Source organism: Microbacterium sp. UBA3394 (assembly GCF_002358725.1).
Taxonomy (GTDB): Bacteria; Actinomycetota; Actinomycetes; order Actinomycetales; family Microbacteriaceae; genus Microbacterium; species Microbacterium luteum.
On sequence record NZ_DEPK01000002.1, the window covers coordinates 1 to 18,266 of the forward strand.

At 68.7% G+C, this 18,266-nt stretch carries 14 protein-coding genes; 2 read left to right on the forward strand and 12 right to left on the reverse strand.

The annotated features are described in order from the left end of the window. The 12 genes from leuA to lepA all read right to left on the reverse strand — a co-directional run. The coding region (leuA, locus tag B4E30_RS00020; protein WP_286792965.1) for a 2-isopropylmalate synthase at positions 1-1,361 on the reverse strand (1,361 nt) is incomplete at its 3' end. Between the two features lie 164 nt (positions 1,362-1,525). After that, the gene (gene era / locus B4E30_RS00025; RefSeq protein WP_286792966.1) at positions 1,526-2,422 is read right to left on the reverse strand and encodes a GTPase Era; all 897 of its coding nucleotides are present in this window, start codon (positions 2,420-2,422) and stop codon (positions 1,526-1,528) included. Then, a complete protein-coding gene (locus B4E30_RS00030) occupies positions 2,419-3,771 on the reverse strand; it encodes a hemolysin family protein (protein WP_071045792.1) in 1,353 nt (450 codons plus the stop codon). Before B4E30_RS00030 ends, era begins: the two co-directional genes overlap by 4 nt. Further along, positions 3,768-4,235, reverse strand: coding sequence for an rRNA maturation RNase YbeY (ybeY, locus tag B4E30_RS00035; RefSeq protein ID WP_071045791.1), 468 nt, complete (start codon positions 4,233-4,235; stop codon positions 3,768-3,770). The genes B4E30_RS00030 and ybeY overlap by 4 nt, the downstream gene beginning before the upstream one ends. After that, complete coding sequence (locus B4E30_RS00040; RefSeq protein WP_071045789.1) at positions 4,232-5,347, reverse strand: PhoH family protein; 1,116 nt, start codon at positions 5,345-5,347, stop codon at positions 4,232-4,234. Before B4E30_RS00040 ends, ybeY begins: the two co-directional genes overlap by 4 nt. After that, positions 5,304-5,651 carry an HIT domain-containing protein gene (locus B4E30_RS00045; RefSeq protein WP_194385269.1) on the reverse strand — a complete coding sequence of 116 codons (348 nt, stop codon included), beginning with the start codon at positions 5,649-5,651 and terminating at the stop codon, positions 5,304-5,306. Before B4E30_RS00045 ends, B4E30_RS00040 begins: the two co-directional genes overlap by 44 nt. Before the next feature lie 46 nt (positions 5,652-5,697). After that, the gene (locus tag B4E30_RS00050; protein WP_071045785.1) at positions 5,698-6,432 is read right to left on the reverse strand and encodes a 16S rRNA (uracil(1498)-N(3))-methyltransferase; all 735 of its coding nucleotides are present in this window, start codon (positions 6,430-6,432) and stop codon (positions 5,698-5,700) included. Positions 6,433-6,435: 3 nt separating this feature from the next. After that, positions 6,436-7,557, reverse strand: a complete 1,122-nt coding sequence (gene dnaJ / locus B4E30_RS00055; protein ID WP_071045783.1) for a molecular chaperone DnaJ — start codon at positions 7,555-7,557, stop codon at positions 6,436-6,438. Between the two features lie 49 nt (positions 7,558-7,606). Then, positions 7,607-8,650, reverse strand: a complete 1,044-nt coding sequence (gene hrcA, locus B4E30_RS00060; protein ID WP_286716843.1) for a heat-inducible transcriptional repressor HrcA — start codon at positions 8,648-8,650, stop codon at positions 7,607-7,609. Positions 8,651-8,749: 99 nt separating this feature from the next. Then, the gene (gene hemW, locus B4E30_RS00065; protein ID WP_071045779.1) at positions 8,750-9,967 is read right to left on the reverse strand and encodes a radical SAM family heme chaperone HemW; all 1,218 of its coding nucleotides are present in this window, start codon (positions 9,965-9,967) and stop codon (positions 8,750-8,752) included. 19 nt (positions 9,968-9,986) lie between these two features. Continuing rightward, positions 9,987-10,637 carry a DUF1990 family protein gene (locus tag B4E30_RS00070; protein WP_071045778.1) on the reverse strand — a complete coding sequence of 217 codons (651 nt, stop codon included), beginning with the start codon at positions 10,635-10,637 and terminating at the stop codon, positions 9,987-9,989. Between the two features lie 51 nt (positions 10,638-10,688). Then, complete coding sequence (lepA, locus tag B4E30_RS00075; protein ID WP_071045776.1) at positions 10,689-12,548, reverse strand: translation elongation factor 4; 1,860 nt, start codon at positions 12,546-12,548, stop codon at positions 10,689-10,691. Positions 12,549-12,733: 185 nt separating this feature from the next. Between lepA and B4E30_RS00080 the strand changes: the two genes are divergently transcribed. Continuing rightward, a complete protein-coding gene (locus B4E30_RS00080) occupies positions 12,734-17,278 on the forward strand; it encodes an ExeM/NucH family extracellular endonuclease (RefSeq protein ID WP_286792970.1) in 4,545 nt (1,514 codons plus the stop codon). A 77-nt stretch (positions 17,279-17,355) separates the two neighbouring features. Then, positions 17,356-18,093, forward strand: a complete 738-nt coding sequence (locus B4E30_RS00085; protein ID WP_071045775.1) for an alpha/beta fold hydrolase — start codon at positions 17,356-17,358, stop codon at positions 18,091-18,093. Positions 18,094-18,266: the final 173 nt, after the last annotated feature.

The following is an 18,266-nucleotide window of genomic DNA, read 5'->3' on the forward strand; positions in this document are numbered from 1 at the left end:
AGGTACTCGTCGGTGAAGACGTTCCAGATCTCGCCGCTCGTGACCTCGCCGCCCTCGGCGTCTGTCTTGGCCTGCACGACACCCGAGAATTCGATCTGGAGCTTGCGCGGCAGATCGAGGGCGTGGTCGGACTTGAGCAGATAGGCCACGCCGCCCTTGCCGGATTGCGAGTTGACCCGGATGACGGCCTCATAGGACCGGCCCAGATCCTTCGGGTCGATCGGCAGGTAGGGAACGGCCCACTCGATCTCGTCGGGCGAGACGCCCTCGTCGGCCGCGCGGGCGGCCATCGCGTCGAAGCCCTTCTTGATGGCGTCCTGGTGCGAGCCGCTGAAGGCCGTGAAGACCAGGTCCCCCGCCCACGGGCTGCGCTCGTGCACGGGCAGCTGGTTGCAGTACTCGGCGGTGCGCTTGATCTGATCGATGTCGCTGAAGTCGATCTGCGGATCGATGCCCTGCGTGAGCAGATTGATCCCCAGGGCCACCAGATCGACATTGCCGGTGCGCTCGCCGTTGCCGAACAGACATCCTTCGATGCGGTCGGCGCCGGCCATGTACCCCAGTTCGGCGGCGGCGACGGCCGTGCCACGGTCGTTGTGCGGATGCAGCGACAGGATGACGTTCTCACGGTGCGCCAGGTGGCGACTCATCCACTCGATCGAGTCGGCGTACACGTTGGGTGTCGCCATCTCGACCGTCGCGGGCAGATTGATGATGACCTTCCGGTCGGGGGTGGGCTCGAGGACCTCGATGACCTGGTTGCAGACGTCGACGGCGAAGTCGAGCTCGGTGCCGGTGTAGCTCTCCGGCGAGTACTCGTAGAACACCTGCGTGTCCGGAATCGTGCGCTCCAGGCGTCGGCACAGCCTCGCCCCTTCGAGGGCGATGTCGATGATTCCCTGCCGATCGGTGCGGAACACGACCTCGCGCTGCAGCACGCTCGTGGAGTTGTAGAGGTGAACGATCGCCTGCTTCGCGCCGCGGATCGACTCGTAGGTGCGCTCGATGAGGTGCTCCCGCGCCTGTGTGAGCACCTGGATGGTGACGTCGTCGGGAATGAGATCCGCTTCGATCAGCTGCCGCACGAAATCGAAGTCGGTCTGGCTGGCCGAGGGGAATCCGACCTCGATCTCCTTGTAGCCCATCTTCACCAGCAGCTCGAACATGAGCCGTTTGCGCTCGGGGCTCATCGGATCGATGAGCGCCTGGTTGCCGTCGCGCAGGTCGACCGCGCACCAGCGCGGCGCTTGCGTGATCCGCCGGGCCGGCCATGTGCGGTCGGGCAGGTCGACGGAGATCTGCTCGTGGAAGGGGCGGTACTTGTGCACCGGCATCCCGGAAGGCTTCTGCGTGTTCTTCATGGTCGCTTCTTCGTGTCGTCGGAGGAGGGGAAGACCCCGGGGCCATGACGAGGCTCCGCGACGAGGAAGGCCCTTAGATCGAGGCCTCGTCGCGGCGGCTAAGAAGAAGGAGCCCGCCGAAGCGCATGACCCCAGGGTACACCCGGGCGCGCGGTGAGGTCACGTCAGAACCCGAGCCGTCCCAGTTGCTTCGGATCGCGCTGCCACTCCTTGGCGACCTTGACGTGCAGCGACAGGTAGACGCGCGCGCCGATCAGAGCTTCGATCTGGCCTCGGGCAGCGGCTCCCACGTCTCGCAGGCGCGCCCCCTTGCGCCCGATGATGATCGCCTTCTGAGAGTCGCGCTCGACGACGATGTCGGCGTAGACATCGGTCAGATCCGAGTCCTCGCGCTCGGCGATCTCCTGCACGACCACCGCGATCGAATGCGGCAGTTCGTCGCGCACCCCCTCCAGCGAGCACTCCCGGATGATCTCTGCGACGCGATCCTCGATCGCCTCATCGGTGACGACGCCCTCGGGGTACAGGGCCGGGCCCGGCGGCATGAGCTGGAGGAGCTCGTCCGACAGCACGTCGAGCTGCCGGCCGGTGGACGCCGAGAGCGGGATCACGGCGTCCCAGTCCTCCCGCAGCCCGTCGACCTCGAGAAGCCGATCGGTGATCTGCGCACGCTCGGCGGCATCGGTCTTGGTGACGATGGCCACCTTCCGCGCCCTCGGATAGCCGTCGAGCGATTCGGCGATGCGCCGGTCACCGGGCCCGACCTTCTCGGTGGCGGGAACGCAGAACCCGATCACGTCGACATCGCCGAGCACCTGCTCCACCAGGTCGTTGAGCCGCTCGCCGAGGAGCGTGCGCGGCCGATGGATACCGGGGGTGTCGACGATCACGAGCTGCCCGCCCGGACGATTGAGGATCCCGCGGATCGCGCGCCGGGTCGTCTGCGGCTTGTCGCTCGTGATCGCGACCTTCTCTCCGACGAGGGCGTTGGTGAGCGTCGACTTGCCGACGTTCGGTCGCCCGACGAAGGTGACGAATCCGGATCGTGTCGTTTCGGTCATGCGCCATCGCCTCTTCGGATGATCCGGATCTCGCCGGTGGATGTCTGAGGCACGGGGATCTCACCCGTGCGGGGTTCGGTCTTGTCGGACCGCGGCTTGTCCGACCGGGCGACGAAGACCGACGAGATGCCGCGCCCCCGTCCGCGCGAGGCACCGCCGGTGATCACGAGACCGCCGACCTCCACCGTCGAACCCGGTTGCGGCACGCGTCCGAGCGCCTTGCCCAGGAGGCCGCCGATCGAATCGACGTCCTCGTCCTCGAGCTCGAGATCGAACAGCTCGCCGACCTCGTCCAGCCCGAGACGGGCACTCACACGGAATCGACCGTGCTCGAGCGGCGTGATCTCATCCGCTCGGGGGTCGTACTCGTCCGAGATGTCGCCGACCAGCTCCTCGATGATGTCCTCGAGGGTCACGAGCCCCGACACACCGCCGTACTCATCGACGACCATGCACACGTGCACGCTGTCGCGCTTCATCTGCTGCAGGAGCGTCTCGGCCTTCATCGACTCCGGCACGAACACGGCGCGGCGGGCGATGCGCGCCACCGGGGTGTCGCGCCAGCCGGTCTCGTCGCGGAAGCCGAACTGCACGAGGTCCTTCAGGTACAGCACCCCCACGACGTCGTCGGCGTCGTCGTCCATGAGCGGGATGCGCGACACGCCGCGGTCGAGGAAGATCGCCATCGCGTCGCGCGTGGTCGCGTCGGCGTCGACGGTCACCATGTCGGTGCGCGGCACCATGAGTTCGCGCACGTATCTGTCGGTGAAGTCGAACACCGAGTGGATGAGCTCGCGATCGTCTTCTTCGATGAGGTCGCGCGAGGCCGCCTCGTCCACCATGCTGAGCAGCTGCTCTTCGGAGGCGAACGACGCACCGCGGGCCACACCGGGGGTCACCCGGTTGCCGAGGAGCACGAGACCGTGCGCGAGAGGACCGAGCATGATCCGCACGCCTCGCACGATCGGCGCGGCCCCGCGCAGGAGGCCCCGGGCGTGCTGCCGGCCGAAGTTCCTGGGGCTCGCACCGACCACGACGAAGGAGATGCCCGACATGAGCACGGCCGCCGCGAGCGTCGCCCAGAAGAGGTTCTCGAACAGGAGCGTGAACGAGACGGTCACCAGCACCGCCGCGGTCGTGTCCACGACGACGCGGATGAAGGCGACGGCGGTGGAATGCGCGTCCGGGTCGGCCGCGATGCGCCGGAGCGCGACGGTGCTGCGACCGTCTTCGCCGAGCTCCTCGAGGTCGGCGCGGGAGGTGACGCTCAGGGCGGCGTCGACGGCGGCCATGAGCCCGCCGAACGCCAGCAGCAGAACCGCCGCGATGAGAAGGAGCGCCTCGGTCATGCGCGGCGGCGACGCTCGGCCGCCTGGAACGACGCGATGAGGTCGCGCTGCAGGCCGAACATCTCCCGCTCCTCGTCGGGCTCGGCGTGATCGAACCCCAGCAGGTGCAGCAGGCCGTGCGTGGTCAGCATGACGATCTCGTCGATCGTCGAGTGCTTCGCGGCGATCGCCTGCGTCTCGGCGACCTGGGGGCACAGCACGATGTCGCCCAGGAGCCCCGCCGGCGTGGGTGCGTCCTCGGTGCCCGGGCGCAGCTCGTCCATCGGGAAGCTCAGCACGTCCGTCGGTCCGGGCTCATCCATCCACTGCACATGCAGCGCCTCCATCGCCCCCTCGTCCACGAGGAGGATCGCCAGATCCGCGTCGGGGCTGACCCGGAGCTCGGCGAGGTCGTGCTCCATGAGACGCAGCAGAACGGTCTCGTCGATCGCGACGCCCGATTCGTTCGTGATCTCGATGGTCATGAGCGTCCTCGTTTCGGAAGGTGGTCGCGCGGCCTGCTGGGCCGGTCCGCGGCGCGGCGCTCCGCCCGGTTGGCGAACTCGGTGGCCTCGTCGCGCTCGCGCCGCGCGGCGAGCCGCCTTTCGTCGTACTCGCTGTACGCGTCGACGATGCGCCCCACCAAGGTGTGGCGCACGACGTCCTCGCTGGTGAGGTGGGAGAAGTGGATGTCGTCCACGTCACCGAGGACGCGCGTGACCAGCCGCAGACCCGAGGCGCCCTGGGGAAGGTCGACCTGCGTGATGTCGCCGGTCACGACCATGCGGGTGCCGAAGCCGAGACGGGTGAGGAACATCTTCATCTGCTCGGGCGTGGTGTTCTGCGCCTCGTCGAGCACCACGAACGAGTCGTTGAGCGTACGTCCGCGCATGTACGCCAGCGGCGCCACCTCGATGGTGCCGGTCGCCATGAGCTTCGGCACGATCTCGGGATCCATCATCTCGTTCAGGGCGTCGTACAGCGGGCGCAGATACGGATCGATCTTGTCCGTCAGGGTGCCGGGGAGGAACCCCAGGCGCTCCCCCGCCTCGACCGCGGGCCGCGTGAGGATGATGCGGCTGACCTCCTTGCGGTGAAGCGCCTGCACGGCCTTCGCCATCGCCAGGTAGGTCTTGCCCGTTCCGGCCGGGCCGATGCCGAAGACGATCGTGTTCTCGTCGATGGCGTCGACGTACGCCTTCTGCCCGAGGGTCTTCGGACGGATGACCTTCCCCCGCGACGACAGGATCTGCTCGCCGAGCACCTCGGACGGTCGCATGCCGCCGTCGGCACGCAGGATGCGGCTGCTCGAGGACACGTCGGTCGGTGCCATGTCGTGGCCGGCTCGGGTCATGGCGAGGAGCTCGTCGACGAGCGTGCGCGCCGACGCGACGGCGCCGGCTCCGCCCGTGAGCGTGATCTCGTTGCCGCGCACGTGCACATCCACCTCCGGGTGCTCGCGCTCGACGACTCGCAGCAGACGGTCCTGCGGGCCGAGAAGCTGCACCATCGCGACGCCGTCCGCGTAGACGCGGTCGACGGTGGGTTCCTGTTCAGGCACCGAGGGTCTTCTCCTCCAACTGTCCGGCGAGCACATGGGCGTGCACGTGGAAGACGGTCTGCCCGGCCGCAGCGCCGGTGTTGAACACGAGCCGGAACTGGCCGTCCGCGTGCTCGTCGGCGACCGTGCGGGCCAGTCCGACCACCTCGGCGAGCAGTGCGGGGTCGCCTTCGGCCAGTTCGACGACATCGCGGTACCGCTCGGTCTTCGGGATCACGAGCAGGTGAACCGGCGCCTGCGGTGCGATGTCGCGGATCGCGAAGGCGTTGTCGGTCTGGGCGATGATCTCCGCGGGGATCTCGCCACGCAGGATGCGGGTGAAAACAGACGATTCCGTCATACCGCGAGTCTATCGGCGCCCGCCGCCGCCGCGGCGTGAGGTCCGGTCACCAGCGGTGCATCGCCGCACTGGCCAGCGCAAGCGCGGCGGGTCCGGCGGTGGAGGTGCGCAGCACATTCTCCCCGAGTCGCACCGGCCGCGCTCCGGCCGACCGCAGCCGATCGACCTCCTCGGGCGTCACCCCGCCCTCCGGTCCGACGATCACGAGCACGTCGGTGGTGTCCTGCGGGTCGAAGGAGACGCCGGTGAGCGGGTCGGCGGCGTCGGGGACGAGCACGAGCAGTCGCGCGTGCTCCGCGCGCGCCGCGAGGTCGGCGGTCGACACCGGGGCGGTCACCTCGGGGATCCAGGCGCGGTGCGCCTGCTTGGCCGCTTCCCGCACGATCGACGACCAGCGCGCACGGCCCTTCTCGATCTTCGCGCCCTGCCAGCGGGAGACGCTGCGCGAGGCCTGCCACGGAATGATCGCATCCGCACCGATCTCGGTGGCGGCCTGCACGGCGAGCTCGTCCCTGTCGCCCTTCGCGAGCGCCTGCACCAGCACGAGTCGCGGAGCGGCCGCGGGCACCGTCCGCCGGTGCGTGATGACGACGGTCACCCGCTGCGGCGACACCTCGGCGACCTCACCCGACAGCCACGCGCCGCGGCCGTCGCCGACGGTCACGGCCTCACCGACGCGCACCCGACGCACGGCGGCGGCGTGATGCGCCTCGGGCCCCGTGAGCACGACCTCGTCACCGTCGAGCGCGGTGCCCCCGTCGACGACGAAGTGCAGCGGCATCGGTCAGCCGTTCCGGAGGCGGTCCCGCAGCCTCGCGAACAGGCCCTGGTGGAATTCCGCGAGCTTGGGCGCGGGCGCTTTCGTCCGCTTGGCGAAGTCCTCGATGAGCGCCCGCTCCTTGTGGTCCAGGCGGGTCGGGGTCACGACGTGCACTCCGACGCGGAGGTCGCCCCGCTGGCTGCCGCGCAACGGGGTGATGCCCCGCCCCTTGATGGTCAGGACATCGCCCGCCTGCACACCCGGCCGGATCTCCAGGTCGACCGTGCCGTCGAGGGAATCGATGGTCGTCGTCGTGCCGAGGACGGCATCGGGCATCGACACCTCCAACGTCGCCAGCAGGTCGTCCCCCTCGCGGCTGAAGGTCTCGTGGTCCTTCACCGACACCTCGATGTAGAGGTCGCCGTTGGGGCCACCGGCCTGTCCCACCTCTCCCGAACCGGGGAGCTGCAGCCGCAGGCCGGTCTCCACGCCCGCGGGGATGTCGAGGGACACGTTGCGACGCGCCCGAACCCGCCCCTGCCCCTGGCAGGTCGCGCACGGGTAGGGGATGGTCGTTCCGTAACCCTGGCACACCCGGCACGGCGCGTTCGTCACGACATTGCCGAGCAGGCTCCGCACCTGCTGCTGGACGTGGCCCGAGCCGTGGCAGATGTCGCACGTGACCGGCTGCGTGTTCGGCTGGCAGCAGGAGCCGTCGCAGGTCTCGCACAGCACGGCCGTGTCGACCTCGATGTCGCGGTGGACGCCGAACACGACGTCGCCGAGATCGAGCGTGACGCGCACGAGCGCATCCTGTCCCCGCTCACGCCGGGAGCGGGGACGCGGACCTCGCGATCCGCCGCCGCCCGCGGCACCGAAGAACGTCTCGAAGATGTCGCCGAAGGATCCGAATCCGGCGGCGCCACCACCGCCGAACGGCGAGTCGCCGCCCATGTCGTAGCGTGCTCGCTGATCGGGATCGCTCAGCACGTCGTACGCGTGCGTCACCGACTTGAACCGCTCAGCGGCGTCATCCCCCGGGTTCACGTCGGGGTGCAGCTCCCGCGCCAGTCGCCGATAGGCCTTCTTGATCTCGTCGGGGCTCGCGTCTCGCGAGACACCCAGCACTTCGTAGTGGTCAGCCACGTTCGCCTTCCCACCCGTGTCGCCACGGGATCGTCTGTGTTCGAGCGCCTCAGCGGGCGCCTTCGTCTTCTTCGAGCAGCCGCGACAGGTAGCGCGCCACCGCGCGCACCGATGCGAGGTTGCTCGGATAGTCCATGCGAGTCGGCCCGAGCACGCCGACACGCGCCCGGGCACCGGACGCGTCGTACTCGCCCGCGACGACCGACGCCTCCGCGAGACCGAAGGGCTCGTTCTCGCGTCCGATGCTCGCGGCGAGACCGTGCTCGTCGGCCACCATCTCGCCCATGAGGCGCATGAGCGTCACCTGCTCCTCGATCGCCTCGAGCAGCGGATAGATGCTTCCGCGGAAATCCGACTCGCGCCGTGCGAGATTGGCCGTTCCCGCCATCACGAGTCTGTCCTGCCGGAATTCGTCGAGTTCCTCCGCCACGATCATCGCGATCACATCGATCACAGCGTCATCGGGCGAGCGGTGGTCGCCTCCAGCCGAAGCAAGGCGTTCGGCGATCGCGTGTGCACCGTCCCGGATGGGGCGGCCGACGATGAGATCGGCGATCGCCGCCCGCAGGCGCACGATCTCATCCTCGGCGGGATCGCGCGGGAGGAAGACGAGCCGCTGCGACACGCGGCCGGTGTCGGTGACGATCACAACGAGCATGCGCCCCGCATCCAGCCCGACCAGCTCGATGTGGGACACATGCGCCTGGGCGAAGGAGGGATACTGCACGATGGCGACCTGGCCGGTCAGCTGGGTCAGCGCCCGGACCGTGCGCACCATGAGGTCGTCGAGATCTCCCGGCGCTTCGAGGAAGGCGGCGATGGCCGTCCGCTGCGCGGGCGAGAGCGGACGAACCTCGGCGAGGTGGTCGACGAAGACGCGGTATCCCTTGTCGGTGGGAATCCGGCCGGACGAGGTGTGCGGTGCCGCGATGAGGTCTTCGTCCTCGAGCATCGCCATGTCATTGCGGATCGTGGCGGCCGACACCCCGAAGGCGTGACGCTCGACGATCGACTTGCTGCCGACCGGCTCGCGCGTCTCGACGTAGTCCTGCACGATCGCGCGGAGGACTTCCAGTCCGCGTGCGCTGACCATGGATCCTCCCGCATACGTGTCCGGCGTGCACTGGCACTCGTCTCGAGTGAGTGCCAATTCTATCGCGCCGACCGTCGGAGCGCGCGTCGGGCCCGCCCGTCAGTCCGTGAGGGCGCGCACGACGGCGTCGGCGAGCAGCCGGCCGCGAAGGGTGAGCACGATCGTGCCGCCGATCGCGCTCGCCCCATCGATCAGGCCGTCGGCGATGAGCCCCGGCACCGCGCCGCGCCGGTCGCGGGGCACGAGGGCGATCGGGAGCCCCTCGCGGATACGCGAACGCAGCAGCACGGTCTCGAGGTCCCGCGAGGAACGGTCCGGTCGCTCGCGTCCGGCCGCGGGAGACGACCCCTCGCTCAGCCGCGCGGCGTAGGCGGCGGGGTGCTTGACGTTCCACCAGCGGAGGCCGCCGATGTGGCTGTGCGCCCCGGGCCCGAACCCCCACCAGTCCGTACCCCGCCAATAGGCGAGGTTGTGCCTCGACCGGTCGGATTCCCGCCGTGCCCAGTTGGAGACTTCATACCACTCCAGCCCCGCCACAGCGAAGGCCGTCTCGGCGGCCTCGTACATGTCCGCCTGCAGGTCGTCGTCGGGTGCCGGCACCTCGCCGCGCCGGATCTGGCGCGCGAGCTTGGTGCCGTCCTCGATGATCAGGGCGTAGGCGGAGATGTGGTCGGGCTCCAGGGCGACCGCAGCGTCGACCGAGCGCGACCAGTCCGAGAGGCTCTCCCCCGGCGCGCCGTAGATCAGGTCGACGCTCACGCCCAAACCCGCGGCGCGCGCGGCGGCCACGGCCTGGCCGACGTTCTCCGGGCGGTGCGTGCGATCCAGAGCGGCCAGCACGTGCGGGACCGCAGACTGCATGCCGATCGACATGCGGGTGACGCCCGCGTCGGCGAGCTCGTCGACGACGGCGGAGGTGACCGTGTCGGGATTGGCCTCGACGGTCACCTCCGCGCCCTTCGCGATCCCGAAGGTGTCTCGGATCCCCTCGAGCATGCGAGCGAGGTCGCCGGCTGGCAGGAGGGTCGGGGTCCCGCCGCCGAAGAACACCGTCGACGCCTCCCGCAACGGCCCGCGATGGGCCAGAACGCGTCCTGCGAGCCGCACCTCCTCCGCGAGCGTGTCGGCGTACGCGTCCTGCCGCGCACCGCGCAGCTCCCCGGCCGTATAGGTGTTGAAATCGCAGTATCCGCAGCGCACGCGACAGAACGGCACGTGCAGATACGCGCCGAAGACGGTCTCGCCGTCGAGGACGAGATCATCGGGCAGCATCCCGTCCGCGGGAGCGGGATCACCGAGAGGAAGCGCAGCGCCCATCAGCGCGCTCGATCCGCACTCACGCGGGCGTCGTGTAGAGCGGCGAGATCGCCCGCAGATAGCGCGTGAAGAGTTCGCGACGCCGGCGGCGCGTCAGGGCGGGGATCAGTCGGTACAGCGTCGCGCGCGGCGCATCGAAGGCTCGGACGGTGAACCAGACTTCGTCGTTGTCGTGCCATTCGATCATGAAGGACTCCTCGCCGCTGACGACCGAGCCGCCCACCGTGCCGAGGGCGAAGCCGATCCGTCGCGGCTCCTCCACCGCGAAGATCACCCGGAGTTCCGCGTCGACGCTCATGCCCGCGACTCGGCCGGCGAGCCGGATGGAGGTGCCCGCACCGACGAACGGGGTGCCGTCGGTGTCGAACCGCTGATCCGCCTCGGTGCGACTGGGTGCGATCGGTGCACCCTCGGCATCGAAGCTCACGCCCGAGTACATCGGCCCGGGCGCGGGGCGCACATCGCTGAGGGTGAGTCCCGACCCGCGCTGCGCCGTCCATGACAGCAGCGATTCGCCCGCGCTGCGGAAGCGCGACTCCCCCGATCCGATCCGCCACGCCTGCTCGGCGGGGATGCTCCGCTCCGGCGGGAAGTGCATGAGGTCAGGCGCCTGCGTCGCCCCGACGGCTGCGTAGTCGACCGTGTCGTCCTTGAAGGTTCCGCGGCGCATGTGTCGAGCCTACCGATCCGCTCCCGAGCATCCGGTGAGTGCCGGAAGCTCCTACTTCTTCGTCTCGACGTCACCGGACAGCGCGGCGATGAACGCCTCCTGGGGCACTTCGACGCGACCGACCATCTTCATGCGCTTCTTGCCCTCCTTCTGCTTCTCCAGCAGCTTGCGCTTGCGGGAGATGTCGCCGCCGTAGCACTTGGCCAGCACGTCCTTGCGAATGGCGCGGATGTTCTCCCGGGCGATGATGCGCGCCCCGATGGCCGCCTGGATCGGCACCTCGAACTGCTGGCGGGGAATCAGCTTGCGCAGCCTCTCGGTCATCATCGTGCCGTAGCCGTACGCCTTCTCCCGATGCACGATCGAGCTGAACGCATCGACCTTCTCGCCCTGCAGGAGGATGTCGACCTTCACCAGGTCGGCGGTCTGCGAACCGGCCGGCTCGTAGTCGAGACTCGCGTATCCCTGTGTCTTCGACTTCAGCTGATCGAAGAAGTCGAAGACGATCTCCCCCAGCGGCATGTTGTAGCGCAGCTCCACGCGGTCCTCACTGAGGTAGTCCATTCCGAGCAGCGAGCCGCGCCTGGCCTGGCAGAGCTCCATCACGGTTCCCACGTAGTCCTTGGGGAGCAGGATCCCGACCTTGACGACCGGCTCCGAGACCTCTGCGACACGCCCGTCGGGATACTCGCTCGGATTCGTGACGGTGACCGTCTCACCCGTGTCGGTCATCACGTCGTACGTCACCGAGGGTGCCGTGGTGATGAGGTCGAGTCCGAACTCGCGCGTGAGCCGCTCGGTGATGATCTCCAGATGCAGCAGTCCGAGGAACCCGCAGCGGAAGCCGAATCCGAGGGCCACCGAGGTCTCCGGCTCATACTGCAGAGACGCATCGGAGAGCTTCAGCTTGTCGAGCGCCTCGCGCAGATCCGCGTAGTCGCTCCCGTCGATCGGGTAGATGCCGGAGAAGACCATCGGCTTCGGGTCGGTGTACCCCGGGAGGGCGTCGGCCGCCGGCTTGCGCTGATCGGTGATGGTGTCGCCGACCTTGGACTGCCGCACATCCTTGACACCGGTGATGAGGTAGCCCACCTCCCCCACTCCGAGTCCCTGCGTGGGGATCGGTTCGGGGCTGGAAACCCCGATCTCGAGGAGGTCGTGGGTCGCACGCGTCGACATCATCTGGATGCGCTGGCGGGGCTGGAGCTTGCCGTCGACCATGCGCACGTAGGTGACCACACCTCGGTAGGAGTCGTAGACGGAGTCGAAGATCATGGCTCGGGCCGGGGCGTCCGCGTCTCCCACGGGAGCAGGGATCTTCTCGACCAGACGGTCCAGAAGCGCCTCGACCCCGACACCGGTCTTCCCGCTCACACGCAGCACGTCGTCGGGGTCGCCGCCGATGAGGCCCGCCAGTTCAGCGGCGAACTTGTCGGGATCCGCTGCCGGCAGATCAATCTTGTTCAGGACCGGAATGATCTGCAGGTCGTTCTCGAGCGCCAGGTAGAGGTTCGCAAGCGTCTGGGCTTCGATGCCCTGTGCCGCATCGACGAGCAGGATGGCTCCTTCGCACGCCGCGAGCGAGCGCGAGACCTCATAGGTGAAGTCGACGTGGCCGGGGGTGTCGATCATGTTGAGGGCGAAGGCCTGCTCTGTGCCGTCGGCGCCCGCGACGGCCCACGGCATCCGCACGGCCTGCGATTTGATCGTGATGCCGCGCTCGCGCTCGATGTCCATGCGATCCAGGTACTGCGCGCGCATGTCGCGGTCGGCGACCACGCCGGTGATCTGGAGCATCCGGTCGGCGAGCGTCGACTTGCCGTGGTCGATGTGGGCGATGATGCAGAAATTCCGGATCGACTCCGGTGGAGTCGCGGAAGGCTGCAGGGGCTCGAGTGCGCGCGGTGACATGTCCCATCGATTCTACGGGCGCGGGTACGACCTGCGACGCACCGGCGGGCTCCAGCTCGCAACCCGACGTTAACGCAACGTTTACGCAGGAAACTCGCAATGTCGACTCGCTTCCCGAAGAGTTAGGCGATGTGTCGCGCGCAACCGGCGCGGCGCCCCGCATCCAGCTGAAGGAGTCATCGGACGTGACCGATCCGACATCGCCCGTCGCCCCGTCAGGGCGAGTGCGCTCTGCCGCTGCAGCGCTCACCGCCGTGGCGCTCGCCGCGACGGGTCTTGCTCTGCCCGCGCCCGCTACGGCCGCCGTCTCGACCGCCGCACCCGTCATCATCAACGAGGTCTACGGCGGCGGCGGCAACGGCGGCGCAACGCACAACCGCGATTTCATTGAGCTCTACAACCCCGGTGACGAGAGCGTCGACGTCTCGGGGTGGACGGTCCAGTACGCCTCTTCGACCGGCACCACGTGGCAGATCACGGAGCTGGACGGGTCGATCGCTGCGGAGGGCTACCTCCTGATCGGGCAGGCGTTCGGGAACAACACCGAGCTCACCGGCTTCACCGCTGACGTCGACGGCTCCATCCCGATGAGCGGGAGCAGCGGCAAGGTCGCGCTCGTCGATGACGCGGCAGCCCTCTCCGGGAGTGATGTCACCGCAACCGCATCGGTCATCGATGTCGTCGGCTACGGTGACGCCAACGGCTACGCGGGAGCAGCCGCGGCACCCAAGACGACCAACGCGCAGTCCGTCACGCGCGACGCCGAACACACCCACACAGCGGACAACGCCGCCGACTTCGCGCTCGCGACACCCACCCCGCAGAACAGCGGAGAGGCTCAGGAGCCGGTCGACCCCGAAGAGCCGGTCGACCCGTCGCCGACCCCGACCCCGACGACGCCCGCAGACCCGGTCGCGATCTCCGAGATCCAGGGGACCGCCGATGCGTCCCCTCTCGTCGGCCAGACCGTCACCACGACCGGGATCGTCACCGCGCACTACCCCAGCGGCGGCCTGAACGGATACGTGCTGCAGACGCCCGGCACCGGCGGCGACATCGACCTGGCCACCCACGACGCCTCGGACGCCATCTTCGTCTACTCGTCGGCCACCGTCGGCGACGTGGCACTGGGGGAAACGGTCGAGGTCACCGGTCAGGTCAGTGAGTACTACGGCCTCACGCAGCTCTCGGTGCCCACCGGCGGCGCGACGATCGTCGCCGATGCCGAGCCCGTCGCTCCCGTCGAGCTCGAGTGGCCGGCCGGCGAGGCCGAGCGCGAGAGCCTCGAATCGATGCTGCTCGCCCCGCAGGGCACCTACACGGTGAGCAACACGTACGGAACCAATCAGTACGGCGAGGTGGGGCTCGCGTTCGGTGACGAGCCGCTCCGCCAGCCGACCGATGTCGCCGCACCCGGGTCCGCCGAGGCTGCCGACGTGGTGGCGGACAACGCCGCACGCGGTGTCGTGCTCGACGACGGCGCCTCGACGAACTTCACGTCATCGGCGAACTCGTCCCTCACGCCCCCGTACGTCTCGCTCACCGAGCCGGTCGTCGTCGGCGGGACCGCCACGTTCGACGAGCCGGTCGTGCTGAGCTTCGGCTTCGACCTGTGGCGCTTCGTGCCGACCGCACCTGTCGTCGGCGATGGAACCGGTGAGGACGGCGTCACCTTCTCCAACCCGCGCACGTCGGCTCCCGAAGCCGTCGGCGGCGACGTCTCGGTGGCCTCGTTCAACGTGCTGAACTACTTCACCACGCTCGGCGAGGACATTGCCGGGTGCGAAGCCTACGAAGACCGCGACGGCGACGGCAACAACGTCCGCACCGGCTGCGACGTCCGCGGCGCATGGGATGCTGCCGACCTCGAGCGACAGCAGGACAAGATCGTCGCGGCCATCAACGCCCTCGACGCCAGCGTCGTCGGGCTCATGGAGATCGAGAACTCCGCACGCCTCGGCGAGACGGCCGACGAAGCGACCGCGACTCTCGTGGATGCGCTGAACGACGCCGCCGGCAGCGACATCTGGGCATACGTGCCGTCATCGGATGACCTGCCGGAGGCCTCCGAGCAGGACGTGATCACGAACGCCATCATCTACCGTCCGGCAGAGGTCGTCACCGAGGGCGCATCGCTCGCGCTCGGCGACCAGTCGGCGTCGGACCAGGCGTTCGGGAACGCGCGAGAGCCGATCGGTCAGGTCTTCGCGCCGACCGATGGCGGCGAGGAGTTCCTCTTCGTCGTCAATCACTTCAAGTCCAAGGGCTCAGCGGGCCCCTGGCCCGGTGACGCCGACGCCGGCGACGGGCAGGGCAGCAGCAACGAGTCGCGCGTGCGCCAGGCGACGGCCCTGGCGGAATGGGTCGAGGAGGTCCGAGGCGACACCGAGAGCGTCATCCTCGCCGGCGACTTCAACTCCTACGGCCAGGAGGACCCGATGCAGGTGCTCTACGGAGCCGGATACGTCGACGCGGAGACCGCACTCGACATCGACACGTCGTCGTATTCGTTCTCCGGGCTCTCGGGCTCGCTCGATCACATCCTGATGAACGAGCACGCGCTCGCCCGTGCGACCGGCGGTGACATCTGGAACATCAACTCGGGTGAGTTCGTCGCCCTCGAGTACAGCCGCTACAACAACCACGGCACGCTGTTCTACGCCGACGACGTGTACCGGTCCTCGGACCACGACCCGGTGGTGGTCGGTCTGACCGCGGAGGCGGCGACCGACGTCACGGAGGTCGACGTGCTGACGATCAACGACTTCCACGGCCGGCTGGAGGGCGACTCCTACGGGGTTGCGGGCGCTGCCGTGATCGCCGGGGCCGTCGACGCGTTCGAAGCGGAGAACCCGAACACGCTGTTCGTCTCGGCAGGTGACAACATCGGCGCGTCGACGTTCACCTCCTTCATCCAGGACGACCTGCCCGCGATCGACGCCCTGGTGGCCGCCGGGCTGGACCTGGGCGCGGTCGGGAACCACGAATTCGACAAGGGTTTCGACTTCCTGACCGATGTCGCGACGCCGCGCTACGGCGCGGGCGATGCGGCTGAGGGCGCGCGCTACAGCCTGGGTGCGAACGTGTACGCGAGGGGGACCGAGGATCCGGTCCTCGAGGAGTACTACATCGAGGACATCGACGGGGTACGCATCGCGTTCATCGGAACGGTCACGCCCGACACCGCGGTCATGGTCTCGCCGGACGGTATAACCGACATCGAGTTCGGCGACCAGCTGGAGGCCGCGAACCGCGTGGCCGCAGAGATCACGGACGGCGATCTCGCCGACGTCATCGTGCTCCTCACGCATGACGGCGCCGCGACGGACTCGTGCGAAGCCCTGACGTCGGAGGACACCGACTACGCGGAGCTGGTCGCCGGCGCGTCCGACGACATCGACGCCATCGCATCCGGCCACACGCACCAGGAATACGCCTGCATGCTCCCCACCCCCGGTGGGGGTGAGCGGCCGGTGATCCAGGCGCTGGAGTACGGCAAGGCCCTCGGGCTGCTCGAGATCTCGGTCGACACCGAGACCAAGGAGCTCGTCTCGATCGACGGCTCGGTCGTTCCGCTGACGGACGGGGAGACCCCCCTCTATCCGGCGGATCCCGAGGTCGCCGAGATCGTCGCCGACGCCGTCGAGGTCGCTGAGGTGGAGGGTTCTGTCGAGGTCGGATCGATCACCGGTGACATCCTGCGCGGCGGCACTCCGCCTGGAGACGACCGCGGCGTCGAGTCGGCCATGGGCAACACTCTCGCCGACATGTACCTGTGGGCCACCTCGAACGAGGACTACACCGGCACTCCGGCGGGCATCGGGATGATCAACCCCGGCGGGCTCCGCGCCGACCTGCTCTACGGCGAGGACGGCACGGTCACCTACCGTGACATCGCCAACGTGCAGCCGTTCGCGAACACCATCGTGACGGTCGAGGTCACGGGAGCGCAGCTGAAGCAGATCCTCGAGGAGCAGTGGCAGCCGGAGGGCGCCTCCCGCCCCAAGCTGCACATGGGCATCTCGGAGGGCTTCTCGTACGAGTACGACCCGGATGCAGCGCCGGGATCGCACATCGTCTCGATGACGCTCGCTGGTGCACCCGTCGGCGAAGACGACACCGTCGTGATCGCGACGAACTCGTTCCTCGCGGCCGGCGGAGACAACTTCACCACCTTCACCGAGGGAGCCGACATCACCGACACCGGTCAGGTGGACCTGGCCGCATCGGTGGCGTACTTCGCGACCTTCACGCCGGTCGACCCGGCTCCGCTGGGCCGTGCTGTCATCGCCGATGAGACCACGCCGACTCCGTCTCCGACGGACGGATCCGATGCCGACGAGGACTGGGTCGAGTGGAACATCGGCTCGGGCACGGTGGAGCAGGGCGGGACGCTGACCGTGGAGCTGTCAGGGCTGACGCCCGGTCAGACGGTGTCCGCGACCCTCTTCAGCGACCCGATCGTGGTCGACGCGATCCCGACCGCGAACGCTCAGGGCGAGATCACCTTCATCGTCGGCATCCCCGCCGACTTCGACACCGGGGCGCACACCCTCGTGCTGGAGTCCGAGGGATACGAGTCCGTGGAGATCCCGGTCACCGTGGTCGCCGCCGGATCGCTCGCCGCCACGGGCGCGGAGATGCCGTGGGGTCTGGCGCTGATCGCGGCCTTCCTCGTCGTGATCGGCGGCACCTTCGCCGTCACGCGACGTCGCACCACGACGGCGTAGCACCGGGACGCTGCATGGAGGCCCCGGTCCCGATGAGGGCCGGGGCCTCCATGCGTGCGCCCGCATAGGCTGGAGCCATGGCGGTGGAGGTCGTGCTGGTCCACGGCATCCGCACGTCCGCAACCATGTGGCGGTCGCAGGTCGCACACCTCGAACAGCGCGGCAACGCCGTCACCGCGGTCGACCTCCCCGGTCACGGATCCCGGATGGACGAGGCGTTCACGCTGGAGAGTGCATTCGCGACCATCGACGCCGCGGTCCGTGACGCTGCGGAACGCGGCCCCGTTCTCCTCGTCGGCCACTCGATGGGCGGGCTGCTCTCGATCGAGTACGTCGGCGCCGAGGATCCGCCACCCGTCGACGGCTTCATCGCCGCCGCGTGCACGGCGATTCCCCGAGGGGTGGGCCTCGCGACATACCGCATGCTCGCCCGCGGCTTCGATGCCCTCCCCGACCGCGGCATGTGGCTGACCGATCGCGTGCTGAACGCCACCCTTCCGGACGAGACCCGATACGACTTCGGCGCCGGCGGCTACGCCCTCGCCGCGCAGGATGTCGCGCTGCGCACGCTGTCCGTGCTCGATCTGCTCGCGGCCCTCGAGCGCATCGAGGTGCCGATGTGGTTCATCAACGGCCAGTACGATCAGCTCCGGGCGAACGAGCGGCTCTTCACCCGCATCGCCTCCCATGCCGAGCTGATCGTCGTCCCGCGGACGACGCACCTGGTCACGGCGATGCGACCTCGAGTCTTCAATGCGCTGCTCGACCTGGCCCTCGCGACGCTCGAGAATCCGGATGCGGGCGGATCGTCGTGAACCTGGTAAGATCGGCTTTTGGCTTGCGTGTGGGTTTCCCGCCCTCACGACCGCCGTGCGGCATCCCTCTCCTGCCACTCGGCAATCCACCGATCACTCCGAACGAAAGATACGTCGAACGTGGCGAACATCAAGTCGCAGATCAAGCGCAACAAGACCAACGAGAAGGCGCG